Origin of the sequence: Kribbella sp. NPDC051952 (assembly GCF_040680855.1) — a bacterium.
Lineage (GTDB): Bacteria > Actinomycetota > Actinomycetes > Propionibacteriales > Kribbellaceae > Kribbella.
In genome coordinates, this window is the sequence record NZ_JBFAXQ010000014.1 from 164,209 (window position 1) to 176,292 (window position 12,084).

At 67.9% G+C, this 12,084-nt stretch carries 11 protein-coding genes; 4 read left to right on the plus strand and 7 right to left on the minus strand.

The window, feature by feature from the left end:
• The 3 genes from AB0L70_RS25535 to AB0L70_RS25545 form a co-directional block, all read right to left on the minus strand.
• Complete coding sequence (locus AB0L70_RS25535) at positions 1 to 975, minus strand: SPFH domain-containing protein (protein WP_363688259.1); 975 nt, start codon at positions 973 to 975, stop codon at positions 1 to 3.
• A complete protein-coding gene (locus AB0L70_RS25540) occupies positions 975 to 1,265 on the minus strand; it encodes a hypothetical protein (RefSeq protein ID WP_363688261.1) in 291 nt (96 codons plus the stop codon). The genes AB0L70_RS25535 and AB0L70_RS25540 overlap by 1 nt, the downstream gene beginning before the upstream one ends.
• A gap of 297 nt (positions 1,266 to 1,562) precedes the next feature.
• A complete protein-coding gene (locus AB0L70_RS25545; RefSeq protein ID WP_363688263.1) occupies positions 1,563 to 2,285 on the minus strand; it encodes a TetR/AcrR family transcriptional regulator in 723 nt (240 codons plus the stop codon).
• Positions 2,286 to 2,401: 116 nt separating this feature from the next.
• Between AB0L70_RS25545 and AB0L70_RS25550 the strand changes: the two genes are divergently transcribed.
• Positions 2,402 to 4,573: an MMPL family transporter gene (locus tag AB0L70_RS25550; RefSeq protein WP_363688265.1), complete on the plus strand. Its 2,172-nt coding sequence runs from the start codon at positions 2,402 to 2,404 to the stop codon at positions 4,571 to 4,573.
• Here AB0L70_RS25550 and pdxH read toward each other — a convergent pair.
• From pdxH to AB0L70_RS25565, 3 genes are read right to left on the minus strand one after another with little or no spacing between them, the layout of a single operon-like run.
• Complete coding sequence (gene pdxH, locus AB0L70_RS25555) at positions 4,525 to 5,163, minus strand: pyridoxamine 5'-phosphate oxidase (RefSeq protein ID WP_363688267.1); 639 nt, start codon at positions 5,161 to 5,163, stop codon at positions 4,525 to 4,527. The genes AB0L70_RS25550 and pdxH overlap by 49 nt on opposite strands.
• A gap of 9 nt (positions 5,164 to 5,172) precedes the next feature.
• Positions 5,173 to 7,104 carry a hypothetical protein gene (locus AB0L70_RS25560; RefSeq protein WP_363688269.1) on the minus strand — a complete coding sequence of 644 codons (1,932 nt, stop codon included), beginning with the start codon at positions 7,102 to 7,104 and terminating at the stop codon, positions 5,173 to 5,175.
• A 31-nt stretch (positions 7,105 to 7,135) separates the two neighbouring features.
• Positions 7,136 to 7,774 carry a hypothetical protein gene (locus AB0L70_RS25565; RefSeq protein ID WP_363688271.1) on the minus strand — a complete coding sequence of 213 codons (639 nt, stop codon included), beginning with the start codon at positions 7,772 to 7,774 and terminating at the stop codon, positions 7,136 to 7,138.
• Between the two features lie 199 nt (positions 7,775 to 7,973).
• Between AB0L70_RS25565 and AB0L70_RS25570 the strand changes: the two genes are divergently transcribed.
• Positions 7,974 to 9,086, plus strand: coding sequence for a citrate synthase 2 (locus tag AB0L70_RS25570; RefSeq protein WP_363688273.1), 1,113 nt, complete (start codon positions 7,974 to 7,976; stop codon positions 9,084 to 9,086).
• Between the two features lie 17 nt (positions 9,087 to 9,103).
• On the opposite strand, the gene AB0L70_RS25575 is transcribed toward AB0L70_RS25570, so the two are convergent.
• Complete coding sequence (locus AB0L70_RS25575) at positions 9,104 to 9,880, minus strand: AraC family transcriptional regulator (protein ID WP_363688275.1); 777 nt, start codon at positions 9,878 to 9,880, stop codon at positions 9,104 to 9,106.
• Between the two features lie 101 nt (positions 9,881 to 9,981).
• On the opposite strand from AB0L70_RS25575, the gene AB0L70_RS25580 reads away from it, so the two are divergent.
• Together AB0L70_RS25580 and serC are read left to right on the plus strand one after the other, a co-directional pair.
• Positions 9,982 to 10,842, plus strand: a complete 861-nt coding sequence (locus tag AB0L70_RS25580; protein WP_363688277.1) for a phytanoyl-CoA dioxygenase family protein — start codon at positions 9,982 to 9,984, stop codon at positions 10,840 to 10,842.
• A 114-nt stretch (positions 10,843 to 10,956) separates the two neighbouring features.
• The gene (serC, locus tag AB0L70_RS25585; protein WP_363688375.1) at positions 10,957 to 12,084 is read left to right on the plus strand and encodes a phosphoserine transaminase; all 1,128 of its coding nucleotides are present in this window, start codon (positions 10,957 to 10,959) and stop codon (positions 12,082 to 12,084) included.

A 12,084-nucleotide genomic window follows, 5' to 3' on the forward strand; every position in this document is an offset into this window, starting at 1 on the left:
TCAGCGAGACGGTGGGGCCGTCGTGGTGGACGGCGTGGTCGGCACCGGGATGCTGACGTTGCCGTTCTGCGGGATCACCATGAACTGGATCTTGCCCGACTCGATCGCGGTTTTCAGCAGGTAGCCCTGCGCGCCGAGCATCGCGACCTGCTGCTTGACCGACTGCAGTTCGACGTTGACCTGCTGGTTCTTCTGCTCCTGCGTTGCCTTGGCCAGCTCGGCCCGCTGCTTGGCCTCCAGGCCGTCGATGATGCCCTTGTCCAGCGGCGTCGGCTTCTGGATCGTGAACGACAACTCGCCGCACGCGTTCGAGCCGTTGTACGACGGCCCACAGAAGTAGTCACCACCGACCGCGGCCGGCAGCAGCCGGGTGAACTCGGTGGACGCCGCGGTCTGGAACTGCGACTTCTTCGACTCGTTGTTGTACAGCTCGGCCCAGTTGTAGTTGGTCGCGACCGCTGCCAGCGCCCGGTCGATCTGCGGCCGGAAGTAGCTCTGCAGCATGTCGTTCCAGCCGCGCTCGGTGTAGGCGTCGGTCTTCAGGCCGATCCGCTCGTGGAAGGACTTGATCACGTCCTTGTCCCGGTTCAGCGTGAAGTAGACCTGGACCCGGACACCCAGCCGGACGTTGTCCTTGCTGACCACGGTGACCTCGTCGGCGGCGTCGGTGTCCGCGCCGTCGCCGCCGATGATGTACGAGCGCTGGTCGATCGGGTAGTCGTAGACCGTGTCACCGGGACCGATCAGCTTGTTCGTGGAACCGGGCGAGATGATCGACTTGAACTTCTTGTCCTCGATCACGCCGCCGCCGTAGTGCAGGCCGATCCGGTTCGCGTCGGTGCTCGCGAAGTTGAAGATGTTGAACAGCGCGATGATCACGATGACGGCCAGGATCAGGAACCCGATCACCTTCGCCTTCGTGCTGCCGCCGCCCTTGGGCTTGATCGCGGCAGCGGCGTTCCCCAGTTTTGCCATTACTCGTCAAGCTCCTTGCGGTCCACCAGTCGCCGTACATCGGCGAGAGTCAGGTCGGCGGTGACCGCGACGTCGCGCGGCACCGACGGATGCGAGCTGAGCGTACGCAAGCCCTGCTCGGCAGCCGCGACCGCCCGTTCCAGCGACCTGACCTCGTGCATCAACGCCCGATGCTCGGCGTTGACCTCGGCCAGGGCCTGCTCTGCCTGGGCGGCCCGGCGGTACGACGACCACGCGAACCAGCCGGTTCCGATCAACAGCAGCAGTACCGGGAGGGCAAGTCTGATCATGCCCCCGATTGTCGTTCATCCCTGGGCGAACTGATCACCGCTGAAAAGTGGTTGAACGACGATCCGGCCGGCAGTAAGTTCTGAGTACACGCGAAGGGAGGTGGTCCAACGCATGAATTGCTATCGGACTCGTGAGGTGGCGGCGGGCTAACCGCCAACCACAGTAAGTGGGCAAGTGGTAGGCCGAAACCAACGCCAGCCACCGGGCCCGCGGGCAGTCAGGTAGTCCGCCTGACCCTGAGTTCGGCCACCGGTCGTGTCTCTGGAAGCGCCCGCGGGCTTTTCTACTGCTCGGCCCTATTGCTCGGCCGGAGGACAGTCCAGGCCGAGGGCCTCGCCGATCTCGCGGAGCTGGGCCTCGAAGTACGCGCCGGCATCCGGCAGCACCCAGTGCAGCTGGCCGAAGACCTCCATGCAGATCAGGCCGTAGAGCCTGGTCCAGTAGGTCAGCGACAGGTAGATCGCGCCGGGCGGCATGCCCTGGAAGTGCTCGGACTCCGCCGTCAGCTGGGCGATCAGCTCCGCCCCGAGCAGTTCGTCGGGCGGGTACGGGAACGGCTTCCAGTGCCAGACCTGCGCGACCAGTTCCTTGAAGACATTGCCGAACCGCATCGCCGCCTGATGGCCGGGAGTCTCGTTGTGGTCGGCCGCGTCGGCCATCGGAACCGCCGTACCGAACAGCAGGGCGAACTCGGCCGGATGGGCCAGTCCCCAGTTCCGCAGGCCGTTGGCGAGCAGGTAGAGCCGCTCCCCCAGGTCCGGGGATTCGTCGGTCGTCTGCAACTGCATCAGCGCTGACGTCAGCTCGTCGTACAGGTCCGCGATCAGGGCACCGATGAGGGCCTCGTGGCTCGGGAAGTACCGGTACAGCGCCGGCGGGGTCAGGCCGAGTTCGCGCGCGACCGCCCGCAGGCCGACCGCGGCCACGCCACCGTCGACCAGCAACCGGCGAGCGGCCGCCTTGATCTCCGCGAGCGTCGCCGCTCGCCGCCGGTCCCGCCCGGTCCCACCGAGGTCCACCCGAAAACTCTCCTTGACATCGCCGTAGGTACGGAGTTTAGAGTTAACACCGTTAACAGTTAACGCTGTTCACGCTTGCCTGACGGTCAAATCTACCGCCCTTGGGGGAGAGTTTCGTGTTCGAGAAGCTCGGCCATTTCACGTATCGGCGCCGCCGGCTGGTGCTCGCCCTGACCGGAATCTTCGTCGCGCTCGGGCTGGCCTGGGGCACCGGCGTGTTCGGCTCGCTGGCCAACGGCGGTTTCGATGCCCCGGACACCGAGGCCGCCCGCGCGGTCGCGACGATCGAGCAGCACATCGGCCGCACCGGCACCGACGTGATCGTGCTCTACCGCAGCCCTTCGCAGACGGTCGCCGATCCGGCCTTCCGGCAGTCCGTCGAGCAGCATCTCTCCGGGCTGCCGTCCGCGGACGTGACCGGCACGACGACGTACTGGAGCAGCAAGTCGCCGGTGTTCGTGTCCAAGGACCAGCACAGCACGTACGCCGTCCTCACGCTGGCCGGCGCCACCCAGGAGGCCCGGCTGGACACGTTCCACCAGATCGCCGACCAGGTCCGGACGGCACCGCCAGGCCTGGACGCCAAGGTCGGCGGCGAGATCGCGGTCTTCGACGAGGTGAACACGCAGACCGAGCACGACATCGTCCGGGCCGAGACGATCTCGATACCGATCGTGCTGGTGCTGCTGGTGATCGTGTTCGGCGGACTGGTCGCGGCGTCGTTGCCGCTGTTCGTCGGGGCGCTCGCGATCCTGGGCGCGTTCGTGCTGCTGCGTGGGCTGGCCGCGCTGACCGACGTGTCGATCTTCTCGATCAACCTGGTCACGATGATCGGGTTCGGACTCGCGATCGACTATGCCCTGTTCATCGTCACCCGCTTCCGCGAGGAGCTTGCTAAGGGCAACGATGTCGAGGCGGCGCTGACCACGACGATGTCGACGGCCGGGCGGACGGTCGCGTTCTCCGGGATCACGGTCGGGGTCGCGATCAGCAGTCTGGTCCTGTTCCCGGTGATGTTCCTGCGCTCGATGGCGTACGGCGGTGCCGCTGCGGTCGCGGTGGCGATGGTTGCCGCGCTCACCGCATTGCCCGCATTGCTTGCTGTTCTGGGGCATCGGGTGAACAAGCTGCGGATCTTCAAGGCGCGCAAGGCGGTTGCAGAGCACGGCGCGTGGTACCGGCTCGCGCACAGCGTGATGCGGCGACCGCTGCGGTATGTGTTGGTGTTGGTGCCACTGCTGCTCGTGCTCGGGATTCCCTTCCTGCAGGCGCAATTGGGCGGTGTCGACCATCGGGCCTTGCCGGCCGGTGCGACCTCGCGGACGGTGACCGAGACCCTGCAGCAGGACTTCGCCGGCGCAGGTGGATCGGACATCTTCGTGGCGGTGCGGTTCGACTCACCGCCGAGCGATCCGTCGGCCGCACTGGCGCCGTACGTCGAGACGTTGCGACAGCTGCACGATGTCGAGAACGTCCGGATCGGTGGAGTTGCCCAGGGCATCGCCTCGGTCGTGGTGCATACGCATTTCACCGCGCAGGAGTTGCCTGCTCGGGATGTCGTCCATGGGGTGCGTGCGGTGACGCCGCCGGCCGGCACGCAGGTCGAGGTCGGTGGTGAGACGGCCGGGGTGATCGATCTGCTGGACGTGCTCGGTGCGAGGGCGCCGTACATGGCCGGGTTCATCGTGCTGATCACGTTCGTCCTGCTGTTCATGGCCTTCGGGTCGTTCGTGTTGCCGGCCAAGGCGCTGGTGATGAACGTGCTGTCGCTGTCGGCGGCGTTCGGGGCGATGGTGTGGATCTTCCAGGATGGGCATCTGTCCGGGTTCCTCGACTTCACCTCGGCCGGTTTCCTCGACGCGACCAACCCGGTGCTGCTGTTCGCCGTACTGTTCGGGCTGTCGATGGACTACGAGGTGTTCCTGCTCAGCCGGATCCGGGAGGAGTACGACCGGACCGGTGACAACACGCAGTCGGTCGCACTGGGGCTGCAGCGGACCGGCGGGATCATCACCAGTGCGGCGTTGCTGCTGATCATCGTGGTGGCGGCGTTCTCCACCTCGGGCATCGTGTTCGTGAAGATGATCGGCGTCGGCCTGGTGATCGCGATCGCACTCGACGCGACGATCGTCCGGGCGTTGCTGGTGCCGGCCACGATGCGGCTGCTCGGGCGGGCGAACTGGTGGGCACCTCGGCCGCTGGTGCGGTGGTGGGAGCGCAACGGCTTCCGCGAGGAGCCTCAGGGCTGGAGTCTGACCAGTTCCCAGGAGGAGCTCGTCCGCCGGTAGGCCAGACGGTCGTGCAGGCGGCCGGTGCGGCCCTGCCAGAACTCGAACGCCTGCGGCTCGACCAGATAGCCGCCCCAGAAGTGCGGCGTGGAGATCTCGGTGCCCTCCGGCCACTGCCGCTCGTACGACGCGTACTGCAGGTCGAGCTCCTCGCGGGAGTCGACCGGCTGGCTCTGCTGCGAGGACCAGGCGCCGAGCTGTGAGCCGCGCGGGCGGCTCGCGAAGTACTCGTCGACCTCTTCGGCGGGGAGCTTCGTCACGGTGCCTTCGACGCGGACCTGGCGCTCCATCGCGTGCCACGGGAAGACCAGCGCGCAGTGCGGATTCGCGGCGAGGTCGTCGGCCTTGCGGGACTGCTGATTCGTGTAGAACACGAGGCCGCGTTCGTCCATGCGCTTCAGCAGCACCGTCCGTGCCGACGGGCGGCCGTCGGCGTCCGCGGTGGCGAGCACCATCGCGTTGGGCTCAGGCAGGCCGACCTCGGTCGCCTGCGCGAGCCAGGTCTGGAACTGGACGATCGGATCGGGGTCCACCTGAGTCTCGAGCAGCTCTCCGAGCCCGTACGTACGCCGCATCTCCGCAAGATCCACACCCCGAGCCTACTTACTCAGGCTCCGCCACCGCCGGCCGATCCCACTCCGCCGGAAGGCCCGCCACAGGCGGGTCTGCGCGAACCGACGCACGACCGGCCTCCGGGTCAGCTTTGGAGCGCGCGGCGCCGCTGGCTGGGGCGCCGCGCTTGCCTCTACTCGTCCTTTGTCCGTGCCGAAGGTGTGGGCGGGCAGGTGCTGGTTGACCTCGGCGAGGTGGTCGGCGAAGGTTGCCCGCCAGAGCGCCTGGCGGAGGGTTGCCTCGCCGGCGGCTGAGCTCGCGCCGGCTGCCGACGCGGCCCACAGGGTGTTGAGTGCGCGCGGATCGAAGCCGTCGACGTCGGTGACGAGCTGCTCGATCAGTGTGCGATCGGGGGCGTCTGCGAGGCAGCGGATTCGGGTCGACGCTCGTCGCGGTGCGGGCTGGCTGGGCTTGAAGAATGGGGTGTCCGCCCACTGCGGAACGAGCCGACGGACCAGCTCCCGGTGCAAGGCGTTGTCGACCCGTTGGGCCGGATTGAGGGCGAACGCGGCCCGGACGAACGCCGGGATCAGCAGCGGCGAGACGACCCCACTCCGCTCCCCCGTCGTACCCCACCGGCGCAGGCGTTCGTCGACGTAGAAATAGTCGAGCATCGTCGCGTTCTCGATTCCACCGTGAACGGCGGTCCGCAGTACTCGCTCGATCTGATCCGCCACCGCGGCCCGGGCCGGCTCGGCCGGGCCTGCCGTTGGCGTCAGCCGAGCCTGCAGGCGGTTGCCGAAGGCGTGGAGTTTCTGCGGCAGCGGAAGGGCGTCGAGTTGCAGTACGTCGGACGGGTAGAAGTGGCCGTGGGCAACTTCACCGCCGGCGCCGCCGATCGCGAGATGGGCAACCGTGGTGAGGTTCTTCGGCGGGGCATGGAAGAGGTAGCTGGCCGGCCGCAGCCCTTCCGCGTACCGATGCCACCGCCGTGCGCGCTCCACCAGTTCGGGCGGCTGTTGTTTGGCCTGTTGCGGCTTCACCGGGGCCTTGCCGGGCGCCCTGCGGGTTACGACGTGCTCGACCGGGCTCGGGAGCGCCTGTACGAGTGACTCGGCCACTTCCAGCTCACCGGGTACGGCGTCGTAGCTGTTGAGCTTGAGATCCACACCGGCCGCAAGAAACGCCGCAGCGACCACCCTGGAGTCCCTCCCACCACTGAGGTCGACGATCGGTTGCCCGGGCCACAGCCGTCCCACTGATCGCGCCACATCCTGCAGTGCTTCGGCGGTCTCGTCCACGGTGTCCGTGCTGTCGGTCGACCACAGACTGGCTGCCTCGACCCGACTGACAGTCCGTTGCTGTCGGCCCCCATCGGCAACGATGTGAGACGCACCGGGTACAGCCAGGACTCCGTCGTACGGCGTGCTGTCGTCCATGAACCAGCCGCACGCCGCGGCGAAGTCCCACCCGCGCTTCGACGCTGCGGCGGGTACACCGGCGAACAGCAGCGCAGCGACCGGGCGGTTGCTCCACACCCAGCCATCGGCGATCCGCAACTGGAACAGCCGGCCGACGCCGATGGAGTCGGTGAACAACTCCAACCGCTCCTGGGCCGGGTCAACCACGGCCATGGTGAACGGTGGCGCCAGTTCGAGAAAGCTCGCCGGCGTACGCCGTACTGCCTTGGCGAGCCGGCTAGGAGCGTCGTACGGGGCCACGTCGCCGATCACTCGCTGGTAGCCGAGTGGGGTGTGCAGGCTGCCGACCCGGAGGTCGCCGGTGTCGTGCCAGGACGGCCAGTAGCAGTGGCCGTCGGACCTGTCCCAGACGTGCAAGCCGATCGAGGTGCCGTCGTACCCCTGGTGTTTGGCCTCATGGTCCCAGAGGTCGCCGTAGTACGCCTCCACGCGGGCCCGGCCCGCGGCGGCCCGCAGGACACTGTCCCGGGCGAAGGTGTAGGCGATCAGTGTTTCCATGCAGAGCCAGATGCGGGCTCTGCGGCGAAAGTTATCTGGGCGGCTGCTGCTGGCCCTGGTACGGCGGCTGCTGGCCGGGGTGCTGCTGCCCCGGGGGTGGTTGCTGGCCCGGGTACGGCGGTTGTTGCTGCTGGCCCGGATAACCGCCGTACTGCTGCGGCTGCTGGGTCGGGAACGTGGACTGGTAGCCGCGGGTGTCCTGGAACTGTCCCAAGCCTTGTCCCTGGCTTCGGAGGAGCTTGTAGACCTTGGCGTCGACGGCCCAGCGGCGGATGCCGACGAGCAGCAGGATCACGCCGAACAGGACGATCGACCCGTCGAACAACAGGTAGGACCCGTTGTAGCGCGTACCGGGAATCTGGAAGAGCTTGGAGAGGTCGAACGCCTGCCGCACCGGCAGCAGCAGGACCGCGAGGCCGACCACGGTCAGCAACGCACCCGCACCGGTCGTCACCCCCGACCCGATCGCCGGCACCATCATCAGGACGCCGAGCACCACCGCGATCGCCAGCAACAAGGCGAGCCAGGGCAGCATCCGGCCGACGTTGTTCTGGAACACCATCACGCGCTGCATCAGCCGGATCGTCGCGTACGACGCACCGACGATGCCGGCGTACGTGGCGATGACACCGATCACGAATCCGAGGACGGGAACGGGCTTGGTAGCCATGCCGTCGAGCGTAGACCCGCGACCGGTCCACCGCCGCTCCCCGCGCGCGCCGGTCACCCCTCGCACACAGGCGGCGACGTGCCGACCGGGTCACAGATCTGTCCGCAGGTTACCGGCGAGAACTATGCTGCCTGGGCGCCTAGCGGTACACGTGGGCTCTGGTGGCTCGGCGTACCGACCATGAGGACGAGGGAGTCGTATGTCAGATCCGAGGACCGAGGTGCAGCACGGGCTGGAAGGCGTGGTCGCGTTCGATACGCAGATCGCCGAGCCGGACAAGGAAGGTTCGGCGCTGCGCTACCGCGGCGTGGACATCGAGGACCTGGTCGGCCGGGTGCCGTTCGAGAACGTCTGGGGCCTGCTGGTCGACGGTGCGTTCACCCCGGGCCTGCCGCCGGCCGAGCCGTTCCCGTTGCCGGTCCACACCGGCGACGTGCGGGTCGACGTACAGTCCGCGCTCGCGATGCTCGCACCCGCCTGGGGTCTGCGGCCGCTCTACGACATCGACGACGTACAGGCTCGTGACGACCTGTCCCGGGCCGCGGTGATGGCGCTCTCGTACGTCGCCCAGGCCGCGCGGGGCACCGGGCAGCCGATGGTGCCGCAACGCGAGGTGGACAAGGCGACCACGATCACCGAACGGTTCATGATCCGGTGGCGTGGTGAGCCGGATCCCAAGCACGTGCAGGCGGTTGACGCGTACTGGACGTCCGCGGCCGAGCACGGCATGAACGCATCCACGTTCACCGCACGGGTGATCGCGTCGACCGGTGCTGATGTCGCCGCTGCACTGTCCGGTGCTGTTGGTGCGATGTCCGGTCCGTTGCACGGTGGAGCGCCGGCGCGGGTGCTGACGATGATCGAGGGCGTGGAGAAGAGCGGCGACGCCCGTGCGTACGTGAAGGGCTTGCTGGACCAGGGCGAGCGCCTGATGGGCTTCGGGCACCGCGTCTATCGTGCGGAGGACCCGCGCGCTCGAGTGCTTCGTCGTACGGCGAGAGAGCTGGACGCGCCACGTTATGAGGTGGCGGAGGCGTTGGAGCAGGCCGCGCTAGCAGAGCTGCGGGAGCGGCGGCCGGACCGGGTGCTCGAGACCAACGTGGAGTTCTGGGCGGCGATCGTCCTCGACTTCGCGGAGGTACCGCCGCCGATGTTCACCTCGATGTTCACCTGCGCCCGGACCGCCGGGTGGAGTGCGCATGTGCTGGAGCAGAAGCGGACCGGGCGGCTGATCCGTCCGTCGGCGATCTACTCCGGGCCGAGCTCACGGCCGGCTACCTCGATCGAAGGCTGGGATCCGGGCTGGGCCTAACGGTCCCGCGGGTGGGGTCAGCGGTCCTGGCTGGGTGAGCGGCCGGTGCGTTGCTTGTACTGGCGGCTGAAGTAGGGCACGTCGGTGTAGCCGAGGGCGGCGGCGGTCTGCGTGACCGTCATGCCGCTCTCGGTCAGGAGCTGATGCGCGCGGTCGATCCTGGACTGGATCAGGTACTGCGCCGGGGACATGCCGAGCTGCGCGACGAAGCGCCGGGTGAACTGCGCCCTGGACAGCACCGCGTGCCGGGCCATCTCGGCCACCGTCCACTCCCGACCGGGATCCTGCCGGATCTGCCGCGCCACGTCGTCGACCGCGGCATCGGTCACACTCCGGCCGGGGTTGTGCACCGCGTCCCAGATCACCGTAAGCAGTTGCTCCAGGCAAAGTTCCGCCTGCCGCCGGCCGAGCGCATCCTGCCGCCGGTACGCCGCATCGCACGTCCGCGCGAGTACGCCGAGCAGCTCCCGGTCCATCACCTCGCCCCAGCGCGGCGTCGGCGCGACCCCGGCCGGCTCGACCTGGAAGTGCATGCCGAAGACAAGCAGCCGGCGACGCGGATCGTGGGTCGCTCGCGGCGCATCGCCCGGCGCGAACACCGCGCAGACGCCGGGATGCAGGTCGCGCTGCTCCCCGGCCATTTCCAGCAGCCCGCGGCCGTCCAGAACGCACCAGAGCAGGTGGTCGCGCAGCGGCCGGGACGTCCACGACCAGCTCGGCTCGCAGCGCCAGAACGTGGGCCGCGAGTGCAGACTGATTGCCAGCTGCTCGTGGACGGCGGGCTGATGCGACAAAAGTTCAACTCCTCGCGTCGATCGTCCGTGGCCTGGCGCGTGACCAGGGCAGGAGAATTAGTGCCTAGGGGCAGACTAAGCCAGACACGCAGGAGTCGTGCATGAGCGTTTCATACAACATCGACGGACAGGCCACGGCGTACCGGGACGAGTTCGAGCAGACCGGGTACTCACTCGTGCGAGGGCTGTTCAGTGCCGACGAGGCCGAACGGTTGCGGGAGCACTACATGGAGCTGCGGAACCGCGGCTCGTACAAGAACGACTTCTCCGGCCACAACGGGAACGACCGTGATCCGCTCCGCCGGTACCCGCGGATGGCGCAGATGCACCGGTGGGACGACACGTCGCTGCAGTGGATGATCGACCCGCGCATCGACCAGGTGATGACGACTCTGCTCGGCAGGTCGCCGTACGCGGTGCAGACGATGATCTACTTCAAGCCGCCGGGCTCGCGGGGGCAGGCGCTGCACCAGGACAACTTCTACCTGAAGGCCGAGCCGGGGACGTGCGTGGCGGCGTGGATGGCGCTCGATCACGTTGATCGGGACAACGGGTGCCTCGAGGTTGTGCCCGGGAGTCACCGGTGGCCGATCCTGTGCACCGAGAAGGCCGACACGACGGTCAGCTTCACCGATGTCACGGTCCCGCTGCCTGACCCACAGGCCGCCGTACCGGTCGTGATGGAGCCGGGAGACGTGCTGTTCTTCCATGGTGCGCTGGTGCATGGCAGCAACCCGAACGTCACCACGGATCGGTTCCGGCGGGCGTTGATCGGTCACTACATCGAGGGCGAGGCCGAGAAGGTCGCGTCGTACTACCACCCGGCGCTGCGGATGGACGGGTCGGAGCTGACGCTCGACGTGGCCGAGGGCGGCGGTGAGTGTGGTGAGTGGACGGACACGCCGGACGGACCGGTCGCCGTACTGACCGGCCTGCAGACGATCACCCGCAAGCACGAGTAGCCGCGGGCGCCGGTGGTGAGACACCCTGCGGCAGGGCTTGGGGGTGGTGTGGGAGGATGGAGCGCGCTGACAGCGTCGTCGGCTTTCTGAAACGCAGACGACGAAGGGAACACGCTGGTGACCAGCGAGATTGTGATTCCTGCGGAGCTCAAGCCCGCTGACGGCCGCTTCGGGGCGGGTCCGTCGAAGGTACGTCCGGAAGCCGTGGCCGCGCTGGCGACCGAGGGCGCCAAGCTGCTCGGTACGTCGCACCGTCAGGCGCCGGTGAAGAACCTGGTGGGCCGGGTGCAGCAGGGTGTGTCCGATCTGTTCCAGCTGCCGGACGGCTACCAGGTGGTGCTCGGGAACGGCGGGTCGACCGCGTTCTGGGACATCGCGACGTTCGGGCTGATCCGGGAGAAGAGCCAGCACCTGAGCTTCGGTGAGTTCTCCTCGAAGTTCGCCAAGGCTGCTCAGCTGGCGCCGCACCTCGGCGACCCGACCGTGGTGAAGTCTGACCCGGGGACGCGGCCGGTTGCGGTCGCTGAAGCGGGCGTGGACCTGTACGCATGGCCGCACAACGAGACCTCCACCGGGGTGATGGCGCCGGTCAAGCGGGTCGAGGGCGCCGACGAGGGTGCGCTGGTCGCGATCGACGCGACGTCGGGTGCGGGCGGTCTGCCGGTCGACATCAACGAGGTCGACGTGTACTACTTCGCGCCGCAGAAGTGCTTCGCGTCGGACGGCGGGCTGTGGATCGCGGTGATGAGCCCGGCCGCGCTGGCGCGGGTCGAGGAGATCACCGCGTCCGGCCGGTGGATCCCGGCGTTCCTGGATCTGGCGACCGCGGTGGACAACTCGAGCAAGAACCAGACGTACAACACGCCGTCGCTGGCGACGCTGTTCCTGATGGCGGAGCAGACGGACTGGATCAACAACCAGGGCGGGCTGGAGTGGAGCGTCGGCCGGACCACCGACTCGAGCAACCGGCTCTACACGTGGGCCGAGAAGTCCGACTACGCAACGCCGTACGTCGAGGACCCGGACGCCCGCTCGCTCGTCATCGGCACCATTGACCTGGACGACGCCATCGACGCGGCCGCAGTCGCCAAGACGCTGCGCGCGAACGGGATCGTAGACACCGAGCCCTACCGCAAACTAGGCCGCAACCAACTCCGCGTAGCCATGTTCCCCGCCGTAGACCCCGACGACGTCGAGAAACTAACCCAAGCCATCGACTACGTAGTCGACAACCTCAACTAA

What these genes read in the sequence shown, in the direction of transcription:
- AB0L70_RS25535 (WP_363688259.1), bottom strand. Translation starts at nt 975, where the DNA reads ATGGCAAAACTGGGGAACGCCGCTGCCGCGATCAAGCCCAAGGGCGGC.
- AB0L70_RS25540 (WP_363688261.1), bottom strand. Translation starts at nt 1,265, where the DNA reads ATGATCAGACTTGCCCTCCCGGTACTGCTGCTGTTGATCGGAACCGGC.
- AB0L70_RS25560 (WP_363688269.1), bottom strand. Translation starts at nt 7,104, where the DNA reads ATGGAAACACTGATCGCCTACACCTTCGCCCGGGACAGTGTCCTGCGG.
- AB0L70_RS25565 (WP_363688271.1), bottom strand. Translation starts at nt 7,774, where the DNA reads ATGGCTACCAAGCCCGTTCCCGTCCTCGGATTCGTGATCGGTGTCATC.
- AB0L70_RS25570 (WP_363688273.1), top strand. Translation starts at nt 7,974, where the DNA reads ATGTCAGATCCGAGGACCGAGGTGCAGCACGGGCTGGAAGGCGTGGTC.
- AB0L70_RS25580 (WP_363688277.1), top strand. Translation starts at nt 9,982, where the DNA reads ATGAGCGTTTCATACAACATCGACGGACAGGCCACGGCGTACCGGGAC.